General features: G+C 45.0%; 16 protein-coding genes. 9 read left to right on the top strand and 7 right to left on the bottom strand.

Features of this window, described 5'->3' with window-relative positions:
- Positions 1-98: 98 nt before the first annotated feature.
- From parE to nudF, 5 genes are all read right to left on the bottom strand, one after another.
- On the bottom strand, positions 99-1994 hold the full coding sequence (parE, locus tag BM528_RS03080; RefSeq protein ID WP_071978612.1) for a DNA topoisomerase IV subunit B: 1896 nt from the start codon (positions 1992-1994) through the stop codon (positions 99-101).
- A gap of 184 nt (positions 1995-2178) precedes the next feature.
- On the bottom strand, positions 2179-2760 hold the full coding sequence (locus BM528_RS03075) for a YqiA/YcfP family alpha/beta fold hydrolase (RefSeq protein WP_071978611.1): 582 nt from the start codon (positions 2758-2760) through the stop codon (positions 2179-2181).
- A 24-nt stretch (positions 2761-2784) separates the two neighbouring features.
- Positions 2785-3537: a metallophosphoesterase family protein gene (locus BM528_RS03070; RefSeq protein WP_071978610.1), complete on the bottom strand. Its 753-nt coding sequence runs from the start codon at positions 3535-3537 to the stop codon at positions 2785-2787.
- Positions 3534-3929 carry a DUF1249 domain-containing protein gene (locus BM528_RS03065; protein ID WP_071981126.1) on the bottom strand — a complete coding sequence of 132 codons (396 nt, stop codon included), beginning with the start codon at positions 3927-3929 and terminating at the stop codon, positions 3534-3536. The genes BM528_RS03070 and BM528_RS03065 overlap by 4 nt, the downstream gene beginning before the upstream one ends.
- A 41-nt stretch (positions 3930-3970) precedes the next feature.
- Positions 3971-4597 carry an ADP-ribose diphosphatase gene (gene nudF / locus BM528_RS03060; protein ID WP_071978609.1) on the bottom strand — a complete coding sequence of 209 codons (627 nt, stop codon included), beginning with the start codon at positions 4595-4597 and terminating at the stop codon, positions 3971-3973.
- A 309-nt stretch (positions 4598-4906) separates the two neighbouring features.
- On the opposite strand from nudF, the gene tolC reads away from it, so the two are divergent.
- Entirely contained in the window at positions 4907-6280 is a 1374-nt protein-coding gene (gene tolC / locus BM528_RS03055) for an outer membrane channel protein TolC (RefSeq protein WP_071978608.1), read from the top strand.
- Positions 6281-6521: 241 nt separating this feature from the next.
- Positions 6522-7349 carry an ion transporter gene (locus BM528_RS03050; protein WP_071978607.1) on the top strand — a complete coding sequence of 276 codons (828 nt, stop codon included), beginning with the start codon at positions 6522-6524 and terminating at the stop codon, positions 7347-7349.
- A gap of 105 nt (positions 7350-7454) precedes the next feature.
- On the opposite strand, the gene prsT is transcribed toward BM528_RS03050, so the two are convergent.
- A complete protein-coding gene (gene prsT, locus BM528_RS03045) occupies positions 7455-10241 on the bottom strand; it encodes an XrtA/PEP-CTERM system TPR-repeat protein PrsT (protein WP_071978606.1) in 2787 nt (928 codons plus the stop codon).
- A gap of 226 nt (positions 10242-10467) precedes the next feature.
- Between prsT and BM528_RS03040 the strand changes: the two genes are divergently transcribed.
- The 3 genes from BM528_RS03040 (at position 10468) to BM528_RS03030 (ending at position 14854) form a co-directional block, all read left to right on the top strand.
- The gene (locus BM528_RS03040; protein ID WP_071978605.1) at positions 10468-12240 is read left to right on the top strand and encodes a DEAD/DEAH box helicase; all 1773 of its coding nucleotides are present in this window, start codon (positions 10468-10470) and stop codon (positions 12238-12240) included.
- Between the two features lie 117 nt (positions 12241-12357).
- Entirely contained in the window at positions 12358-13743 is a 1386-nt protein-coding gene (cysG, locus tag BM528_RS03035) for a siroheme synthase CysG (protein ID WP_071981125.1), read from the top strand.
- A gap of 115 nt (positions 13744-13858) precedes the next feature.
- Positions 13859-14854, top strand: a complete 996-nt coding sequence (locus BM528_RS03030; protein ID WP_232230562.1) for a hypothetical protein — start codon at positions 13859-13861, stop codon at positions 14852-14854.
- Between the two features lie 70 nt (positions 14855-14924).
- Here BM528_RS03030 and BM528_RS03025 read toward each other — a convergent pair whose 3' ends face one another.
- Complete coding sequence (locus BM528_RS03025; protein WP_071978604.1) at positions 14925-16322, bottom strand: PhoH family protein; 1398 nt, start codon at positions 16320-16322, stop codon at positions 14925-14927.
- A gap of 491 nt (positions 16323-16813) precedes the next feature.
- Between BM528_RS03025 and BM528_RS03020 the strand changes: the two genes are divergently transcribed.
- The 4 genes from BM528_RS03020 to BM528_RS03005 all read left to right on the top strand — a co-directional run bounded on the left by BM528_RS03020 (position 16814) and on the right by BM528_RS03005 (position 22576).
- On the top strand, positions 16814-17791 hold the full coding sequence (locus BM528_RS03020) for a DNA topoisomerase IB (RefSeq protein ID WP_071978603.1): 978 nt from the start codon (positions 16814-16816) through the stop codon (positions 17789-17791).
- A 130-nt stretch (positions 17792-17921) separates the two neighbouring features.
- Positions 17922-20747 carry an RNA polymerase-associated protein RapA gene (gene rapA / locus BM528_RS03015; RefSeq protein WP_071978602.1) on the top strand — a complete coding sequence of 942 codons (2826 nt, stop codon included), beginning with the start codon at positions 17922-17924 and terminating at the stop codon, positions 20745-20747.
- Positions 20747-21478: a bifunctional tRNA pseudouridine(32) synthase/23S rRNA pseudouridine(746) synthase RluA gene (gene rluA, locus BM528_RS03010; protein ID WP_071978601.1), complete on the top strand. Its 732-nt coding sequence runs from the start codon at positions 20747-20749 to the stop codon at positions 21476-21478. Before rapA ends, rluA begins: the two co-directional genes overlap by 1 nt.
- A gap of 195 nt (positions 21479-21673) precedes the next feature.
- Positions 21674-22576 carry an alpha/beta hydrolase family protein gene (locus tag BM528_RS03005; RefSeq protein WP_232230561.1) on the top strand — a complete coding sequence of 301 codons (903 nt, stop codon included), beginning with the start codon at positions 21674-21676 and terminating at the stop codon, positions 22574-22576.
- The last annotated feature ends 75 nt before the right edge of the window (positions 22577-22651 follow it).

The raw sequence follows: 22651 nt of genomic DNA, 5'->3' as shown, positions 1-22651 counted from the left end.
AACGCATGAGACGTTAAACTAGATGCAAAGAATTAAAATTTTTTAAAAAATGTTTTTTCTCTGTTTTTCTTTTTGCGCCTTGAATGTGCTGCGCCTGTTTAAAGCACAACCTCAGCCATATTCCCTTTACTCTCTAGCCAAGTTTTGCGATCGCCAGAACGCTTTTTAGCCAGCAGCATATCCATTAACTCCATCATATCTTCAGCATCTTCAATAGTTAGCTGAACCAAACGGCGAGTATTTGGATCCATAGTGGTTTCACGAAGCTGTAGAGGATTCATTTCACCAAGACCTTTAAAGCGCTGCACGTTCACCTTACCCCGTTTTTTCTCTGCCTCTATGCGGTCAAGAATGCCCTGCTTTTCACTTTCATCTAACGCATAAAATACTTCTTTGCCAACATCTATTCTAAATAGTGGTGGCATTGCCACATACACATGGCCTTCGTTAACAAGGGTTCTAAAGTGGCGAACAAACAAAGCACACAATAGGGTAGCAATGTGCAAACCATCCGAGTCAGCATCGGCGAGAATACAAATTTTGCCATACCGCAAACCAGACAAGTCGGTAGAATCTGGATCAATGCCTAACGCTACCGAGATATCGTGGATTTCCTGTGAGGCCAGAACTTGAGAAGAGTCTACTTCCCAGCTGTTAAGAATTTTACCTCTAAGGGGCATAATAGCTTGAAACTCTCTGTCTCTAGCTTGTTTAGCTGAGCCACCCGCCGAGTCACCTTCCACCAAGAACAGCTCTGAATAGCTAATATCTTGCGAGGAGCAGTCGGTGAGTTTTCCGGGTAAGGCCGGGCCCTGCGTTACTTTTTTACGGGCAACTTTTTTGGTTTGACGCAGTCGGCGCTGAGCATTGTTTATACACATTTCGGCCAGTGCTTCGGCTATTTCAGTATGCTGATTTAACCATAGACTGAAAGCGTCTTTTACCACGCCTGATACAAACGCACTCGACTGACGAGAGGACAAACGCTCTTTAGTTTGACCAGCAAATTGTGGGTCCTGCATTTTGGTAGATAGAATGTAGGCACACCTATCCCAAATATCGTCGGGAGAAAGTTTAACGCCTCGAGGCATTAAGTTTCTAAACTCACAAAATTCACGCATAGACTCTAACAGGCCTTGGCGCATACCATTTACGTGCGTACCGCCCTGAGCTGTGGGAATGAGGTTTACATAGCTTTCCGTAACCAACTCACCGCCCTCAGGCAACCACATTACGGCCCAGTCTGCGCCTTCAGTATTTCCGCTAAAGCTTCCCACAAACGGGGTATCTACCGGTAGGGTTTCGTATTCTGCTACCGCTTGATACAAATAATCTTTCAAACCATCTTCGTAGTACCATTCCTGGCTTTCTTTTGAAATTTTGTTGTCAAAGCGAATGCGCAAGCCTGGGCTTAGCACGGCTTTTGCCCGCAAATTATGCAGCAGCCTGCTTACCGAGAACTTGGCAGAATCAAAGTATTGAGGGTCTGGCCAAAAATGAACACGGGTACCCGTATTGCGTTTGCCACAACTGTCTATAACTTGAAGATCTTCGACTTTGTCGCCGTTTTCAAAGGCAATTTGGTACACATTACTGTCGCGGCGAATAGTGACTTCCACACGGTGGGACAATGCGTTAACCACAGAAATACCCACGCCGTGTAGACCACCGGAAAATGCATAATTCTTATTTGAAAACTTGCCACCAGCATGCAGCTTACACAATATAAGCTCCACCCCGGAAATACCTTCCTCGGGATGAATATCTACAGGCATTCCACGGCCATCATCAATGACTTCTAACGACTGGTCTTCGTGCAGTATTACTTTAATATTCGATGCGTGACCGGCCAGCGCCTCATCCACACTATTATCGATAACCTCTTGCCCCAAGTGATTCGGGCGGGTGGTATCGGTGTACATACCCGGGCGGCGTTTTACTGGGTCGAGGCCATTGAGAACCTCGATAGCGTCTGAATTATATTGATTTGACATAGTTATGGTTATTATTCAAGCCAGAAACATGAGTAAACGTACGCAGAGTTCTCCTGCAACGCAAGGTAAAAAGATGTTATCAGGGCGATTTAACCCTGGCAATTCAATCCTGCCAATTCAATCCTGCAGTTTCAATAGTAGCTGCGTAATAGGCTATTGCCTTTTTGCCACCCGCAGACACAGTTTAATCAAGCAGAAACTCGGCTATGGCCGGCAAATGATTTTCATAGCCTACAAAACTGTGATCGCCCCCCTCCTCTATCACTAAATCACTTAGCGCATATTTAGCCGCAGCCAAGCGATAGTCGAGGGTTTCATCATTAGTTTGGAGAAGCACCTTATACGCTTTGTCATTATTGAGTGCATCAGTATCAAGGGCTTTTATAATATCAATATCCGTGAGCTCAATACTAAATTTCTCACCACTATACGGATTCACATGGGGGCCAATAAATTGTTGCAGCAACTCGTAAGGGCGTACGGCGGGGTTAATGAGTACCGCTTTACCTGAGTATTTTTCGATAAGAAATGTTGATAAGTACCCCCCCATAGAACTACCAATAACCTTAAGCCCTCCTTCAAGCAACTCAGGATTGTTCTCAATGAGTTCTACTAACTGGGCCTCTACTTTACTGGGGAAATTCGATAGTTCAGGTATGTGCAGAGTATCCTCAGGATGGTGCTTGGCAAAATAGTTTTTCGTTGCCTGTGCTTTCACGGAGGTTGGCGAACTTAGAAAACCGTGAAGATATAAAAGATGGTGCATGTGGAATCTCTGTAATTGCTATTGTTAGTTTATTCTTTTAACCGTCACTTCTGCATGACCATTATCGTGAAGTTCTATGACTTGGTAACCCGGCGGTTCATTGCTTACGGCAAAGTCTGGCTGCATCTCCCATTGCCAACAGGTAGACGGACAGCCGTAGCTGTTTATGCGACGTTTACCTACACATTGACGCAAGCTTGAATGCACATGACCGTGTATCACGTTCGCAATACCCTTCACATCCTCTAACCATTGAATAAAGTCCTCTGCGTTTACTAAATTATGTTTATCCATCCAACTGTTTGAAGGCAAAATATGATGGTGTAAAGCTAGCAGATGGTACTTATGAGCATTTTGGGTAACGCCAGAGTGAACTTGCTCTACATGCGCAAAGTCTATTTCTCCCTGCGCACCTACTGCATTTACTTTTGGCCTTGTATCTAAACCGTGAATGCACCAATCCCCCAGTTCAAGTGGTGAGTTAGCATCTAACCTTTGGTTTTTGAAGGTCCAGTCGAAGTGGGAATTGTTATCGTGATTTCCAGGTATAACATACCAAGGAATGTCGACATACTTTTCCATAAGTTGTAGGAAATGGTCGTAGCTGCCCTGCGAATCATCACCACTAATGTCGCCGGTGATAAGCATACAATCAGCATGTGTATCCAGTGAGATAAGCACCTGCTCTAGAGAGTAGTAAGGCGCCAGATTTGCGTATCCTTTTCTCTCTTTTTCTCTTAGCAAGTGACAATCGCTAATCTGTATTATCGTTTTCACGCTTCAGATGTGACTCGCGGCGTTTGCTGTAGACAGAAGTTAAGCCACTCAGCAAGAAATATATTCACCATCTGTTTCTCGTTTCGATGGCGCATTTTGAGGTTCGGATACTCATAGGAAGGCTCTAGCGCTCCCGTATTTTGGCTGTTAATCACTTCAGCCAGTCTGGCATCGTGGTACAAGCGCACTGTCATTGACGGGGTTAGGTAATCCGGCATGTCCTTTGTGGTTTGCTTGATACTTAACGAGCTGGTGTAGCGAGATGACTCAACAATTTTTATTTCATACGCTAAATGTTTTCCAATAGAGAAGCGGTAGCTTAAATCTTCCGTGTCGCAATCGGGCAAAATACGCAAAAGGTGCGCATAATTCACCTCACACACAGCCTGCATGGTAGGTAAGTGAGGTATGTATTTTCGCGGTGTACGATAAGTCACGGTGTTTTCCACTGCTCCAAAAGTTGAGTTTTATGCATAAAAAACCATTGTAGCGCAATTAAGGCCGCTGCGTTGTCTATGCGACCATTTTCCAGCCATTCAAGGGCTGTATTTTCTTTCACGCGATGCACCTTGATATCTTCAGACTCAGTTTCTAAGCCGTGTATACCATGCGCCTTAGTCGCATCTGTCTTCGCTATAAAAATATGTAATCTTTCTGTTGTACCACCTGGGCTCGACAGATAACTTAACGCTTTTGTCAGCTGTTCTAGCTCAATGCCTGCTTCTTCCATGGATTCTCGGTGGCAAACATTTTCTTCTGTTTCGCCTTCGTCAATCATGCCAGCAATAATTTCTATTAACCAAGGGCTTGAAGATGTAGGTAATGCCCCAATTCTCACTTGCTCAATAAGTACAAACTCTTGCGTTATTGGGTCGTAAGGCAATACACCAACGGCATGGCCGCGCTCAAATATTTCGCGACTAACCGAGTCACTCCATTCACCGTTAAAGCATTTATGACGAAAAATGTATCGATTCATGGTGAAAAAACCGCGGTAAACAGGACTAACTTCGGTAATTTCAACGTCATTTGAGGTAAACGAAAGGATTTCTTTGCTCATTTGCTGACACTTATGGTTCAAATAGATTTATCATGTAGTCTACATTTGCACACTTCACATGTATACGCGTGATAAACGCCGTATTTTAAATGTACAAATAACAGAAAACTCAAGTTACAAGTCGTTTATATAAAAATAATGAGCGTGGGTAGATCACATATTCTGTTACAGTTAAAGCAATACTGTTACGAGTATGGACTTTCGGTTTGTGGTTGATTTTTCATACACTTGGTTTTAACAGGTCGGTGCGATACTTTACAGTGAACACAGTAAGCCGACACAACTCGAACACTACAGGAAGACGTAAGCATGAAACGAACACTTCTATCGCTGGTAATCGGCATGTCGATAACCACGGGCGCGATCGCTGATGACCTAATGCAGGTTTATCAACAAGCACTCGCCAACGACCCGCTGGTAAACCAAGCGAAAGCGCAACGCAATGCAGCGTTCGAAGGAATAAGCATTAGCAGAGCTAATCTTCTTCCTCAAATTTCAGGCTCAGTAGCCTACAACACCTCAACCTCTGAGCGTGCACAATACTTAGGTTCGAACGCCGAAGATTTACAAATTGTTGTATTTGAAACCGGCGTGGATAGCTATAGCTATGGTCTACAAATGTCGATGTCGCTTTACGACCATGCAAACTGGCTTGGCTTAAACCGCGCTGAAAAAGTAGCGGAACAAAGTGATGCACAGCTTGCCTCCAGTATTCAAGACGTTATTGTACGCACAGTCACCGCTTATTTTGACGTGCTTCGCGCCAGAGATAATGTTGAATTTGTTGGTGCTGAAAAACGCGCTATTGAACGTCAGTTAGAACAAACTCGTCAGCGTTTTGAAGTAGGGCTTACCGCCATTACTGACGTACACGAGGCGCAAGCTAATTTCGATCGCACAGTGGCACAAGAAATTCAGGCTAAAAACGAGCTTGAATTTGCCCTAGAAGCTCTTCGCGTTATTACTGGTAAATACCACGACAAGCTGTTTGGCCTGAATACAGAGAGTTTTTCTGCCTCCATGCCAACGCCGGCAGACGTGACTACTTGGTTAGAAACGGCTGAAGAGAAAAACCTTGCGTTGCTTGTAAATCGCTTCGCTATGGATATTGCAAAAGAAGACATTTCTATTGCGCGCTCAGGGCACCTTCCAACGCTCTCGCTATCAGCGAACGCCACAAGAAGTAAAGATGACATTGAATACCTGGTAGTGCAGTTTGAAACGCCGTACTTAAACAGCCAATCTATCAATGTGTCGCTTAACGTACCTATTTACCAAGGCTCACGAGTGACCTCTCAAACAGACCAGGCTAAATTTAACTACGTTGCAGCGAGTCAAGCGACAGAGCAGACTTACCGTCAAACCGTGCAGTCGGTGCGCAGTTCATTCAACAACGTAAAAGCAGCCATATCTACTATTCGTGCCTTAGAGCAGTCTGTTGTTTCAGCAGATAGCGCATTAAAAGCTACAGAAGCTGGGTTTGATGTAGGTACACGTACGGTTGTTGACGTACTAGACAGTACTCGTAACTTGTTTGATGCACAGCGTAACTTGGCTGGCGCACGCTACGATTTTGTACAGTCAGTCATTACGCTCAAGCAGGCAGCTGGAACGTTAACAGCAGAAGATGTAGAAATGATTAACCGCGGCCTAAAGCCGGTGGATATGTCATCAGATAGCTAATATAGCTAATGCTGTAACGAGCAGAACCTAAAGGGCAGCATTTTTTGCTGCCCTTTTTTAATGCCCCTAATGTCTCCTCAAATACTATGTGGCAGGTTGATTTTGCTTGCATAGCACCTATCTCATCATCCATCATACTGCCGCTTCAGCTGCAGCCTAATTAGCCGTGCTATTAAGCAGCTGTGCTAGTACCCGACCTGAACGTCCTTAATCATTGTTCGATATAGAGTGATTTAAAAAGATGCAAGCTTCTGCACTACAGAATAAATTTGAACGCATTCGAGCCAATAAATGGTTTGAGATATTTGTGGTAAGCGTCATTGTGGTTTCTGCGCTGCTCGTTGGCGCAAAAACTTATGAATTACCCAACGGTATGGTCTCGCTTACGGTCTTTCTAGACTGGTTTATTAGCGCTTTCTTTCTTACCGAAATATCTATTCGCTTTCTGGCAGAAAAGCGAAAACTGCACTTTTTTAAAAGCTTTTGGAATTGGTTCGATACGCTGATTGTGGTGATAAGTCTTATTCCCGCTGATGACGCAGAGCTTGCACTTATTGCACGTTTAGTCAGGGTGTTTAGGGTACTTAGGATGATATCCATCATTCCAGAGCTGCGCATTTTGCTGGTGTCTCTGGTAAAAGCGCTACCTCAGCTTGGCTACGTTATGCTGCTTATGTTTATCATTTTTTATATTTACGCAGCTGTTGGCAGTACGTTATTTGAAAACATTAACCCTGTTTTATGGGGTGATATTACGATATCCATGCTCACGTTGTTTAGAGTAATGACGTTTGAAGATTGGACTGATGTAATGTACGAAACGCAAGAGGAATACCCGCTAAGCTGGATATACTATCTTACGTTTATCTTCTTCACGGCCTTCGCATTTCTTAACATGGTCATTGGTATCGTAGTAAACGTAATGGAGCGTGAGAACGAAAAAGCACGGGCAGAAAAACAAGCAGAGCTGCTCGCCGAGCTAAAAGCTCAGGGTAATGTAGAACCAACACTAAGAGATGTAATGGCCGAACTTAATGATATAAAAGCGCGGTTAAATCGCTCGGAATAATAGCCATTATTCGCTAATGATTCGGTTAAAAATAAAAAGCCACTTCAACTGAAGTGGCTTTTTACGCGTTACAGAAATAGCAGTGCTTATACTTTTCTGCCCATCTTAGCCATTGCTGGCAATACCAAGCGCTTTTCTCAGCTCAGCTGCTTTTTGCTTTAAGTCGTCACGTGTGAACTCACGCGCTTGCAATCTGCGCTTAGCTAAGGCCGTTTTATCCAGCTCCACAAGAAGCTCCACATGGTTCAGATACACCTCTTCATTAGGAATATCGCGGGTGGCTATTTCTTCATATAACGAAAAGGCTGCTTCATTATCGCCTTTTGCTATATAAATTTGTGCCAGCGTATCTACGGCATCGGCATTATCGCTACGTAAGGCTACAGCTCGTTTAGCTAACGTTTCGGCCTGTACTAAGTTATTATCTTCGAAAGCTAAATACGCCAAGTTATTCAGGGCGACAAAGTTATCCGGCGTTTGCGTCAAAATGGCTTCATACGTTGCTAGTGCCGCCGCTCTATCTTGGCGAATCTGGCGCTCGGCTAACAGCATACTGCTCGATACGTCTTTACTGTTTTCAGCTACATGTTTTTCTAGAAACTTAAATGCCTGCTCGGCCTTACCCGACATTTCATACGCTGCTACCAGCAGCAGCGCGTTGTCTGAGTTAGACGTAGCATCATAAGCTGCCTCTGCATGCTCTACCGCTTCAGCAGGTGCATTATCAATAAGGTGTAAGCGCGCAATAATGCCGCGTACAAACGGCAGCTCTTTTACGCTATCTGCGCTGTTATTAATAATGCTCCACGCTGGCTTGCTTTGACCAATGCGGCTATGAAAGTAGGCTTTCAATAGACTAATTTGCGCATCTGGACGCTTGTCTAATACTCTGCTTGTTAGCGCCACGCCTTGGGTAAACTGCTTTTGCGAGTCGAGAATAAGCAGCTTGCCTAACACCGCACTTTTGTCTTGTGGATAGAATGACAACCAGCGATCAAAAAAGGTTTCTGCATTTTTCACGTTGTTAGCTGCAATCAGTGCCTGACCTTTAATATTCCAAAACGCCATGGGCGTTTCTTTATCCCCTTCAACGTCAGCCAGCAGCGCTACTGTTTTATCAATGGCGTTGTCAAAGGCATATAGCCTAGCCAATAACAAGCGCATTTCGATGGCATCTGGAGCACTATCTAGCTGCGCCTCAACGTGACTTACCACCGGTGCCACTGCATCGTTTTGTGCAGCAAGCGCATACCACATAGTAAGTGCTCTAATATCGTTTGGATTTTCATCGATAAAGGCGCGTATAAACGCAGTAGCAGACTCGTTGTCATCTTGTGCAATAAGCAGCTGCGTACGGGCATAAACAAGCTCATTCTCTGCACCTTCACGAGTACTGGCGTCGTCAAAATAAGCGGCCGCTTTGTCAAACTCGCCCTGCGCTGTAGCAATGGCACCTAAGTAAACAAGAGGTGTAGCATCGTTTGGAGACTGCTCAAGCCAATTACTAGAGGCATCTTTGGCTTTATCGAGCTGCTTGGTAGCAATATAGGCACGAACCAAGGTGCTTTGCGTGGTTGCCGATTCAGGCGCCTGATTTACTGCCTCTTCTAAATTCACCAGCCCAGCTACATCGTTAAGCGACAGCTGAAGTACGCCTAAACGCGCAAGATCCTCGGCAGACGTACTGATTTCTTCTGAACGCTCGACCATTTGCTTAGCGCCCACGACGTTACCGTCTATTAGCAATTGATAACTTGCCTTTGAAAACAGAGCCGCATCGGATGCCGCTTCACCTTCCACCCGCTCTAAAATTTCGAGTGCGTTATCGTTTTCACCGAGTTGCAGCATGCTGTCTGCCAGCATACGAAGGCCTGGATGATTATCGGGTAAACTAGACGCAATCATAGTGAGATGACGTTGAGCCGACTCAAAATCTTGTATTTGATAGGCACTAAACCCCGCAATTAAACGAACAACTTGGTCACTTCTGCCATTTTGTACCGCAATTTCTAATCGCTCTAGCGCCTGGGCATAATTGCCTTTGGCAGACTCAATAATTCCCTTGAACGTGTTTAGCAATGGGTGTGTATCATTAAGCGCCAACAGCTCCTCTACAATAGGTTCGGCGGTGTCAAGGGCTCGCAGTTCAATCAGTAATGCGGCATAAGCAAACTTACTTGCCGTATCGTTTGGATAACTTTTTATATAGTCCCCATAAACTACCGCGGCCTTCTCAGGCGTACCGTTTTGTAAATACAGTTTGGCAAGCTGCTGCAAAACATCTTTATTGGTTGGAGCTTGCTCTCGCAGTGCTTCTGTTGCCGCAATGGCAGCTTCTGCATCGTTGTTTAAAACAAACACATAGCTGTCGATTAAGCCTTTATACACCGAGCTGGTGTCAAGTGTGGTTAAGTCGGCAATAAGTGCTTCTGCTTCTTCGCGCTTATCTAACTGCATGAGCGCCTGCAGTTTATAAAAGCCCACCTCTGCCGATTCAACCTCTGTCATTCCCTGAGCGCGATAATCCACTTCAGACAGCGCGTTTTCGGCTCCCGACTGCTGGTAGGCTTTTGATAGAAGAGGAATAACTTCACCTGCGGCATAGCCTAACTCCAGCGCCTTATTCAATTCTTTTTCTGCCGCAACAAAATTGTTTGTTTCTAAATACAGCTTTCCAAGCTCGAATCTAGGCTCTGGGGCATTTGGAGATTTCTGTATTGCGTTCTTATATTCAACTACTGCTGCGTCGGGCTGCTGCTCTGAGACATAATTACGGGCGTCGGCTAAATGACTTTCCATAGATTTTTCGCTGCACCCAGACAAAAGAGCTGTTAGTAGCAACACTGCCACCGTAGAGCGTTTAAAGATTTTATTTGAATTGTTCTTACTCATTGTAATTCCCTGCTCTGTCTCGAAAATTTTGACTTCTATTTAGCGACTAAGTGTAAGCCACTCCCAAAAACTGGTTATTATTTCAGCATTATTGTGCAATTTCATGGCAACCTGCCCATTATTCGAATATAATACGTTTTTTAGCAATACTGCAGGCACACTTCAACGTTTTTAGGCGTTACTCACGTATGCCGCACCCTCCTTACTTTTAACATCAGGACCCTTAATGACAACAACTGTCGACATGACATTTAAAGACCTAAATTTACCAGAACCTATCTTACAAGCCCTTGAAAAAGTTGGCTACGAGAAACCGTCACCTATCCAAGCTGAGAGTATTCCACTTTTGCTTGAAGGTCACGATTTACTCGGTCAGGCACAGACAGGGACAGGAAAAACCGCTGCGTTTGCCCTGCCCATGTTGGCAAATATCGATCCTGAACAACGTAAGCCGCAATTACTGGTATTAGCCCCAACTCGTGAATTAGCAATTCAGGTTGCAGAGGCATTTCAGGTTTATGCGAGCTTTAGTCAAAAAATTAAAGTACTTCCAGTATATGGCGGTCAATCTTACGATAACCAAATTCGTCAGCTAAAACGCGGCGTTCAGGTTGTGGTAGGTACACCAGGCCGTATCATTGACCATATTAAGCGCAAAACATTGGATTTAAGCGAACTTAAATTCCTTGTGCTTGACGAAGCTGATGAAATGCTTCGCATGGGCTTTATTGATGATGTAGAGCTTATTCTAAGCCATGCACCAGCTGAACGTCAGACGGCGTTATTCTCAGCAACAATGCCTGGTCCAATTAAGAAGATAACACAGCGTTATCTTAACGATCCTAAGCACGTAAAAATTGCGTCTAAGGTAAGTACTGCCAGCACCATTCGTCAGCGCTACTGCCAAATTGCACCTCATCACAAGCTTGAGGCACTAACGCGTATTATGGAAGTCGAAAAATTCGACGGCATGATCATTTTCGTTAGAACTAAAACGGCAACGGTAGAACTAGCAGACAAGCTTTCAGCACGCGGATTTGATGTAGAACCGCTAAATGGTGATATCCCACAATCTGCCCGTGAGCGCACGGTTGATAAGCTTAAGCAAGGTAATATCGACATTTTAGTAGCAACAGATGTTGTTGCACGTGGTCTTGACGTTGAGCGTGTGAGTCACGTTATCAACTACGACATACCCTATGACAGTGAGTCGTATGTTCACCGTATTGGTCGTACAGGCCGTGCCGGTCGTCAGGGTGATGCAATACTGTTTATTTCTCACCGCGAAAAGCGTTTGTTATTCTCAATTGAGAAAACAACTAAGCAGGCTATTGAAGCAATGCCTATTCCTTCAATTAGCGAAATAAACCAGACCCGTTTGACGCGCTTTAAGCAGTCGGTAATGGAGGCAACGCAAGACGATAGTATTGAATCTTTGATGCCAATTGTCGAAATGATCAAAGATGAGAACGAAGCTTCTCCAGAAGTACTTCTTGCAGCAATGATCAAAATTGCTCAAGGCGACGAGCCATTGATGCTTAAAGAAGGCGATCGTCCAGACCTTAACAGCAAGCCGCCTCGCGATAGTCGTGAGCGCAATGACCGTGGTGGCCGTGAGAGCAGAGATAGAAAGCCAAGAGCGCCTCGTGGCAATCGCAAACCAGACGAAGGTATGCAGCGTTTTCGCATTGAAGTTGGCCATGTGCACGGTGCTAAGCCGGGTAACATCGTTGGCGCCATTGCAAACGAAGCTAACATTAACTCGAAGAACATTGGTGCTATCGAGATATATGACAACTTCAGCACGGTAGATTTGCCTGAGGGTATGCCGAAGGAAACTCACTCTACGCTTCAAGCAACTCGTGTTGCAGGTCAGCGCTTAAACCTGCGTGAATGGTCGGATACACCACCACCAAAACGTGAAAATCGCGGTGAAAGACCAAATCGAGCACCTCGAGAAGATCGCGGTAATCGTGATAACCGTAAGCGTAAGAACTAAAAAACAACTGTAAACGCCTTTATATATCAATATGTAATATGAAGGCTGTTTTCGTTGTTTCTAAAAAAGAAGAATTGGCGCAAAATAGCGTCAGTTCTTTTTTTTTATGTGCTCCCTATGGATTACTTTCCCTTATTTTTAGACGCTCGCTCGCTTAACTGCCTTATTGTAGGTGCAGGTGAAGTGGGGGCTCGAAAGCTCGAGCTTATTATGAAGACCCCCGCCACCATTACCGTGGTGGCCCCTTGGGTGTGTGATACGGTAAAAGCGTTGGCGAAAAACGATAAAGTTACTCTTATCGAAAGAGAATTTATCGATAGCGATTTAGCACATAAAGACATGGTGTTTATTGCTACCGATAAACCTGAAGTTAACCAATATATTCACGATTTAGGTCGCGCCCAAAAAGTGTTGGTAAACGTTGTAGACAATACGCCGTTATGCCAATTTATTACGCCTTCTATTGTCGATCGTTCCCCTATTATTATTGCTATGAGCAGCGGTGGCGTGGCCCCTGTATTGCTCCGCTATTTACGTCAGAAGCTAGAAACCGTACTGCCTGCCAACCTCAGCAGGCTTGGCGCATTCTCTGAGAAGTTTAGAGATAAAGTAAAACAGGCACTCGACGGTGTGACTGCCAGACGCTACTTCTGGGAAGATGTACTCGACGGTGACATTGCTGAGATGGTTGAAAAAGGGCAAGACGAGAAAGCAGACAAAGCTTTCGACATAGCCCTCCAAGCGGCGGCAGAAAACAAAGAAGTCAAAGGGCAAGTGTATCTTGTGGGTGCAGGTCCAGGCGACCCAGATCTACTCACCTTTCGCGCATTGCGCTTAATGCAAAAAGCCGACGTGGTTGTTTACGACCGCTTGGTCTCCCCTCAAATTTTAGAATTAGTGCGACGGGATGCCGAAAAGATTTATGTGGGTAAAGCCATGAGTAACCACACACTGCCTCAAGATGATATTAATCAGCTCATGGTTGATGAAGCGAAAAAAGGAAATCGCGTTGTAAGGTTAAAAGGCGGAGACCCGTTTATTTTTGGACGAGGCGGCGAAGAAATTCAAACTCTCATTCAGCACGGTATTGAATTTCAGGTGGTACCTGGCATTACCGCCGCCAGTGGCGCATCAAGCTATGCGGGAATACCGCTTACTCACCGCGACCACGCTCAATCGGTAGTGTTTGCTACAGGTCACTTGCGAAACGGTACCATCGATTTAAATTGGTCCGCATTAGCACACCAAAATCAAACGGCTGTTTTTTACATGGGGCTTACTGGTCTGCCGGTAATCTGCGAAAAGCTCATTCAGCACGGCTTACCAGAAACCACACCCATTGCACTAGTACAGCAAGCTACCACAGATGCTCAGAGAGTACTTATCGGTACACTATCCGATATATGCGAGAAGCAAGAAAAGGCGCAGCTTAAGCCGCCCACCTTGGTGATAGTTGGTACCGTTGTAAGTTTGCATAATGAGTTAAACTGGTTTCAACAGTAGCTAAGCTAAATTCTACCTTGAATATTTTTATACAAAGAACATACTCAAACGGCAGGGAAGAGAGCTTTCCTGCTCAGTAAATTGGCTTTGTATAGAAAAATGTTGGTAAACCACTATGCGCGAACGCACCGCCGTTAAACTATCACGAGGGCTTGTGACATCATTGGCTGCATTGGTCATAGCTGTGGCAACAAGCTTGTGCATCAATGTTAAGGTTAGTGCAGAACAACTCAACTTTGCCACTTCCAATAACGGCGATAGCGTTACATTCAACTACCAATGGACAGATAGCAAGCAAGTGGTTCATTCGGTGAGTTTTGAGTTGCCACGAGAGACAATTAAACAAAACCCCACGCTTCAACCGAATTACAAACCTAAAATAGCCCAGCGCTATGTCATGGTGGCGCTATTAAAAGAATCTCAAAAGCTTAACCCTAAAGAGGCCAAAGTAAGTCTTAAACGTCAGCAGGACGGTATTGATATTAAGGTTACGTCACCAAGCGAGGAAAAGGCAGCCGAGGTGCTAGAGAGCCTTCAAACCGTGCAGCAAACTGCATTTAACACCTATTTAGATGAACATTACTACACTCGCTTCTCCACAATCTTTAATCAGCGCGCGGTAAAACCCGATCACCTTCGTTATATAAATGAGTCGGTTAAACCTATGGTGCCAGTATCTCAGGCGTTTTATGAAAAATTAGCCCCTCAATCTAATTCGCGAGATTACTTTGCCCTGCTGCTAAGTTGGATCCAAAGTATTCCCTACAATGCCATGGAAGATAGAGTTGCAAGCAACGGTTCCGGGTTTGTTCCGCCGATAGGTTTATTGCTTCAAAACAGTGGTGACTGCGATAGTAAAGCCGTTTTGGCATCTTCTATGGTGAGAGCGTTTTTACCCACCACAAATATGATCATTGTTTTCCTCCCCAACCACGCGCTTTTAGGCGTGGCTCTAACGCCAATGGTCGACGATGAAACTATTGAGTTCGAAGGTAAGAAATACGTGCTTTACGACCCCACTGGCCCTGCGCAAATCCCCTTTGGTCAGGTATCAGAGAGTACAAAGCAATTTATTGATACGGGAAGGTTTCAAATTGAGCTGGTAAAATAAAGAAAGCCCGCAATGGTCACATAAATAGCGACCATTGAGGGAAATACTTAACGCTATCGGTCGAAAGAACTTATAAATTTTCCTCGGCGAAGCTTGCTAGACGACTTCTTACCACGCCATCTAAGTTGATAGTGGCACTGCCTGAGAAGTCTTTAAACTTCTCAACCAAATACGTTAACCCCGAAGTAACGGCACTAAGATAGTTGCTGTCTATCTGCGCTAAGTTGCCCCCTACGATAAGTTTGGTACCTTCGCCACAGCGGGTAATTATGGTTTTCAGCTGAGATGCCGTTAAGTTTTGCGATTCATCAAGTATAACGATAGCGTTTTGAATACTGCGACCACGCATAAAATTCACCGATTTATACTGAATGTTCGCTTTTTCCATAATGTAATTCATCGAGCCCTTTGTATTTTCATCGTGCTTGTGGAGCACTTCCAAAGAATCAGTGATAGCCGCCAGCCAGGGCAGCATTTTTTCTTCCTCCGTACCGGGTAAAAAGCCAATCGATTCCGCAATTTCTGGCGTGCTGCGGGTTACAATTATCTTGTCGTACATGTTGCGCTCTACCACCATTTCAAGAGCGGCAGCCAACGCTAACAGGGTTTTACCACTTCCAGCAGGGCCAGTAAGAATAACCATATCAATATGAGGGTCTAACAAGGCGTGTAATGCCATACCCTGACCGATATTTTTAGGAGTAATGCCCCACGCATGTCGGCTCATAAGTCGCTCGTAACCTAAATCGAGCACTTCTATATTGTCGCCAGATATCTCTTCAACAAGCCCGGCAAACTCCTTGCTGTCATCAAGCAAGAATTCATTAATGTAAGCCTCGGGCAGTATAGACTTGGGCACCGTGTGTATGGTGTCTCGGCCCTCTGTGCGGCTATCCACACTTTTCACATTATCCCAAAAGTTGCCCTCGAAGGTATGAAACCCTCGGGATAAATATTTAATATCGGTGATTAGCTGATCGGTACGGTAGTCTTCGACATGAGCAAGGCCAGCGCCCTTCGCTTTTAAACGCATATTCAAATCTTTTGTAACCAGCACTACCTTTTGAGGAGCGAAGGTTTTTTGAATATGTAGCGCAACATTGATAATACGATTGTCGTTTTCATTGCTGGTAAAAACCTGCTGCGCTTCGACCATATTTAAGTCAGCAAAAATAGATAACTTCCCAGAAGGCGCTGTATCTCCTGCGCCTAATCCTTCCATTGATACGCCTGCCAGCATCTCTTCTGGTGTGGCATCGTGAAGAAGGTCTTCCATGGAGCGAATTGACACTCGAGCGTCGCGAGCAACGTCTTTTTTGCTGTCTTTAATATAATCGAGTTCCTCTAGCACCGTCATTGGAATGACAACGTCGTGTTCTTTAAAAGAGAGAAAAGCATGAGGTTCGTGAAGCAAAATGTTGGTATCGAGGACGTATATTTTTGTATCGGTGGCGTTTTTTCTTGGCATCCTTTACTCCGTAAAATATGGCCAAGCCAGCCAATGAAAACCATGGCCAGCAAGCTACAGTTCCACCACTAGAAGGATGTCGTTCGAAACAGGACCATCCCCCTAATCGCGTCGACTGAGAAGCAGTCAAAAATAAACTGCCTCGCGCGTTTTAGCACGGCTAGAACAAAATCGTGCAAACGCTTAATTCCACCATAATCTAGAAATCGAGAATTCGCACTGTTTTTATATTTTTTTCTCCATTTAGTTGCGATATGAGCCCTTGTAAGAATTGGCGATATAGAAAAATAACTGTGCATTTTTAATCTTTACAGTGCCGGTAAACGTTTCAACACACACGTAATTGAACAAAAAATTGGCTTACAGAAACTGTGCTGAACAAGCTTATAGCAAAAGCGCAGTGGGAAAACATCCAGATAAAAAACGAATAGCGTTAACTGGTGATAATCAGCCCGCCTCAGCCTATAAGCAGGACAGGATGTGAACTTGAAATGGAATTGATTTATGTTGACGATAACTTACCCGGCATTACTAGGAAGCGTAAAAACGATACGTGGCTTTATTTCGATCCGGTTGGCAACAGAATAACAGATGACAAGATTATCCATCGATTAAACGCATTGGCGCTACCTCCCGCTTATAAAGACGCTTGGTTTTGCCCAGAGGAAAACGGCCACATTCTTGCCACAGGCATCGACAGTAAAGGCCGTAAACAATACCGTTATCACCCAGAGTTTAGAGCACAACAAGAAGAGAAAAAATACGAGGCTTGCGCGGTATTTGGTAACAAGCTTCCCTTGTTAAGAGCTCGCCTGATATCTGATCTGCAGGGAGATGAACTTACCGTTGAGCGCACAGTAGCGGCAATTGTCAGGCTCATGGACTTAGGTGCGCTTAGGGTTGGCAATGAACGCAATGTAAAACTCAATAAGAGTTTTGGCGCCACTACGTTGCGAAACCGTCACGCCAAGCTTACTGGTAAAAATATCCAGCTTAGGTATCGTGCAAAATCGGGTAAGGAGCGAGAGGTAAATATAACGGATAGAGTGCTAAGCCAAGTGATTAAAGCGCTTCAAGACCTTCCCGGTCAGCACCTTTTCCAATACATCAGTAATGGCGAGCGAATCAATGTTACCTCCAGTGAAGTGAATAACTATATTCAGCGCATTATGGGAGAAGAGTTTAGCGCCAAACACTTTAGAACGTGGCGAGCAAGCACAATTGCATTTGAGCAACTCGCGAAAGCTAGGGGAAACCTTACGTTAACGGTTATGCTCGATAGCGTCGCTAAGCAACTAGGCAACACGCCCTCTATCGCCCGTAAATCTTATGTTCACCCTGCGCTAATTGATTTATGTAAAAAAGATGAGGAAACTCAAAGGGCATGGCGACAGTCTCTCTCTTTACCTAGAAAAACGAAATACTTAAGCCGCTATGAACGCGGGCTTCTCGCATTTTTAAAAGAATGACTCAAAATTGCGCGATATTTTCTTCATTTACCGAAAATTTCGTGCAGCAGTGATCAACACACCCTAGTATTAATGACTTATCACAACGCAATGCGTACAATACCGCCCCCGCAAAAAAGGTTGGTGATTTATGAGTTCAGACAGTCAATTTTCTATTGGTCAGCGTTGGTTAAGCAACACGGAAACCGAATTGGGATTAGGCGCCATTATTGGCGTTGATTTTCGTTCAGTTGAAGTTTTGTACCCAGCAACTGGCGAAGCGCGCATGTATACCAAACAAGAAGCGCCTTTAACACGACTCATATTTGATATTGGCGATACCGTTAAGAGCCAAGACGGCTGGGAAATGACAGTAACTGAAAAGGAAGAGAGCCAAGGGGTATTCATTTATCACGGCTTACGAGAAGACACCAAGGCTCAGTCTCGACTTCCTGAAACTATGCTCGACCATCATATTCGCCTTAACCAACCTGAAAAGCGCTTGTTTAGTCAACAACTAGACCACCCCAAATGGTTTGATTTACGAGAAAGCGCCTTACGCTATCAGTATGACTATCAGCGTTCGACTACAATTGGCGTAGCTGGCGCGCGTATTTCACTTATTCCACATCAATTACATATTGCTTCTGAAGTGGGTAGCCGTCATGCGCCGCGAGTGCTGCTTGCCGATGAGGTGGGGCTGGGTAAAACCATTGAAGCTGCGCTTATTATCCATCAGCAAATAAAAACTGGACGAGCATCTCGTATTCTAATTTTAGTGCCAGATTCGCTAATGCATCAGTGGCTAGTAGAAATGTTGCGCCGTGTTAACTTGGCGTTTGCTATCTTTGACGAAAGCCGCTGCGAAGCCTTAGATGAAGAAGGTATTAATCCCTTCGACAGTGAACAGCTAGTATTGTGTAGTATCGACTTCTTAAGCAAAAGTGAAAAACGTCAGCAGCAGGTTGAAGATGCGACTTGGGATTTGATGGTTGTAGATGAGGCGCATCACCTTTCATGGTCTCAAGAAGCACCGTCTCAAGAATATCTTTGCGTAGAAGCACTCGCTAATAAGACACCAGGTGTATTGCTGCTTACGGCCACACCAGACCAATTAGGTCACGAAAGTCACTTTGCCAGACTGCGTCTATTAGATCCTGCGCGCTTTCACAGTTATGAGAGCTTTTTAACTGAAGAGTCTCAATATAGCCAGCTTGCTGATGCCGTAGCTCCACTTCTTTCAGATGCCGAGCCAAATGAGAAACAGCGTACAACGCTATGCAATTTTGCGCCTGAGGTTATGGAGCATGCGGGTGACTTATCCACCTCACAAAACAGGCACGCCTTACTGCACCAGCTTATCGACTGTCACGGTACAGGACGTATGCTGTTTAGAAACCGTAGAGCGAATATCGAAGGTTTTCCCGAGCGTAAACTTTCGGCGTACGAACTTGCCTTACCACAAGAGTATGAAGCCGCCGTTGAAAGCGATGACTTGCTGGTAGCTCTTTATCCGGAGCGCACGCCTTGTGTAGTGAACAGTTGGACCAAGCTAGACCCTCGCGTGAACTGGCTGATGGACTTCATGCAGGACATAAAACCAGAAAAGATATTGCTGATTTGCGCCAGCGCTCGCACTGCGCAAGAGCTAGGAGAAGTCATTCGCACGCAAACCGGCATACGACACAGTGTATTTCACGAAGGCATGAGTATTGTTGAGCGCGACAAAGCGGCGCACTACTTTGCCGACGAGGAAGAAGGCGCACAAATTTTGCTGTGTAGTGAGATAGGCAGCGAAGGGCGTAATTTCCAATTTGCCCATCATCTTGTTTTGTTTGACTTGCCTATTACACCAGACTTGCTTGAGCAGCGTATAGGTCGCTTAGATAGAATCGGACAAACTCACACAGTGAATATCCACGTGCCTTACCTGGCAAAAAGTGCTCAGCATGTGTTGCTAGATTGGTATCACGAAGGCTTAAACGCGTTTGAAAAAACCTGCCCCACAGGCTCTGGCGTGTTTGACGATGTGAAACCACTATTAATGAAAGCATGTTTGCACCCTAGCGACATGACGGTACGCGACGAGCTCATTAATTTGAGCGTAACGCTAAACAGCCAGCTGGTTGCTCAACTTGAGGCGGGCAGAGATAGGTTGCTAGAGCTTAATGCATCTGGTGAAGGCCGTGTCGAGCAGTTACTCGAAGATATTATCGCACTTGATAGCGACCAGGATTTATCACGATTCATGGGGCGTGTGTTCGACGCTATTGGTGTTCAGCAAGATGAAAAAGGCAACGACTGCTTTATTTTAATGCCAACGGAACAAATGGTGAGTCAGCTACCAGGCTTAGATCCTGAAGGCATGACAGTAACGTACAAGCGACGTGTGGCAACAACGTTGGAAAATGTACAATTTTTGAGCTGGGATCACCCGTTAGTTCATACCGCCATTGATGCCGTGCTTACTGACGTACACGGCAAAAGCAGCATGGCCTTTATTGCAGACCCTGAGCTTCCCAAAGGGGCATATTGGATAGAGGCATTGTTTGTTCTTCATGCTCAAGCGCCAAAAGCATTGCAGCTCGGTCGATTTTTACCGCAAACGCCGGTAAGAGTGTGTCTTGATGCACAAGGCAATGCCGTAGATTTAACATTTGATGTTAAGCGTAAGGTCAATCGTAAGATTTCAGCTCAGCTGCTCAAGGCGCTACAACAACCTCTTAGCATTGCGATTGAGAAAACCCGCACGCTAGCTCATCAGCAAGCTAACCAAAAATTACACGACGCGCTCAATACTATGCATACAACGCTCAATGATGAAATTCAGCGGTTAAAAGACTTACAAAAGCGCAACCCGGCTGTACGCGACAGCGAAATTGAGTTTATTGAACAGCAAATGAACGCCCTTGATAAAGTGATACAGGGCGCAGATGTGCAGTTTGATGCTATTAGAATTATAGTGAATAACCCGTAATGGCCAATCCAGCGTTCGTCTATAACCCACCATATCACCCCTATCTCAATTTTTTGTATAGAGATGATTTTATGGTGGTGGCACTAAAACCCAGCGGATTACTGAGTGTACCTGGCAGGCTTGAAGCCCACAAAGACGCACTCATTACCCGCGTTAATAAAGTTCTGCCTACTGCGACTGTAGTGCATAGGCTCGACATGGCTACGTCGGGCATTATGGTTATGGCGCTCACAAAATTCAGCCATCGCGCTATTAGCAAGCAATTTGAGCTACGGGAAACGAAGAAGCGCTACTTCGCCCGGGTCTACGGGCACGTTGAAAAAGACAGTGGCGAAATAGATTTGCCCCTAATTGTTGATTACCCTAACAGGCCCAAACAAAAGGTTGATCACGAGTACGGCAAACCTTCAGTAACTCACTATGATGTAATAACGCGTTCTACAGACAGCGAAAATCGCCCGTTTACGCTAGTGGCACTTCGCCCCATTACGGGTCGCTCTCATCAGCTCAGGGTGCATATGCTATCTCTTGGCCATCCAATACTTGGAGACCGTCTTTATGCCCATGACAGGGCATTGTCGATGGCAAACCGTTTACAGCTGCATGCAGAAAGTTTAAGCCTGAAACACCCAAAGTCGAACAACTGGCTGAATTTTCAAAGCACCATCCCATTTAGCGACTTTAAACCGACGCCGCTTACTACTTTTGCCTCGGTGCACCTCGCCAAATAACTCATGAACGCAAACATCAGAAAGCGAAATGGCTGAAACGCTGCAGCCCACAGATTTGATAAACTTTACCGAGTAGCTGCCGATATACTATTACCCATTCAGTAAGTATTGAAGACATACTAGCTGATACCGAAAGTTCTCGACAAGTAAGCTGAATTTAAAGGTTCCAAAGTTATGCAAAGGTGCACTGCTATCATGTTGTCTCTGCTAGCGCTAGGCGCAATGCCTTTTGCTGCCTGCGCAGACTACTTTACTGATATCAGTCATGGCTTTGCACTAGGCGAAGTACAAGAACTTATGGTTGGCGAGCAAGTCGCACCAATTATTGAAGTTGAATCGCAAACGCCGCTTTCTCAAGGCGTGGCAATTATTCTTGTTGAGCCATTTTTGTCTAATTTTTCGCTGGCACAAAGCAAAGAGCTGGCAGATTACCTTTCACAGAAAGGCTGGCGTGTAGTAATCAGCCCGTTTAATATGAGTATGATGCCATTGTCTGAAGATACGGCCAGTGAAACAACTGGCGCGTCCTCATCGGCCACAGATCCCTCGGACGCTGCATCAAGCACGTCGAATAAGGAGGATAGCTCTGTCTCAGATAGCGTTTCAATTCACCCTCGAAGCACAAATTTAACCCAATATTTCGATTTTGACGACACCACTCAGCAGCTTTCAACCCAGCTATTAGCGCTCAACAACAAGCTTCAGAACGTGCAAGGCTATCGCTTAGTAATTGCTCAAGGAATGATTGCTGCAGCGTTTTTAGACGCTACTAGTAAAAATAGCGACTTTGAACCCGATAGCTTTATCAGCATTTCTCCGTACTGGCCTCAACATACTGTTAACAAAGGTATAAGTAAGCTTATAGCCGCCAGCACGTTCCCGGTTTTAGACCTTTCTATAGAAGGGCTTAGTGACTGGGAGAGCAATACCGTTGTCATGCGCAGAAATCGTGCAAAAACTAGCCTAAAGCTACATTACCGACAAATAATCCTCCCTTCATCCAACTCAGTCTTTAGTCTAAATAAAAATCAAAAAACCCCACACATTCAATTGGTTGCAAATAACACCATTGGCTGGACACGCTATTTAGGCTGGTAATTTTTTGCATTCACCATTAGTCTAAATTGATACGCAGATCAATTACCTATCGGTATCTCCGCAAAAAGTAACTCG

The sequence above is a fragment of the Alteromonas sp. RW2A1 genome (assembly GCF_001886475.1).
Taxonomy (GTDB): domain Bacteria; phylum Pseudomonadota; class Gammaproteobacteria; order Enterobacterales; family Alteromonadaceae; genus Alteromonas; species Alteromonas hispanica.
This window is presented reverse-complemented; position numbering and strand designations above follow the sequence as displayed.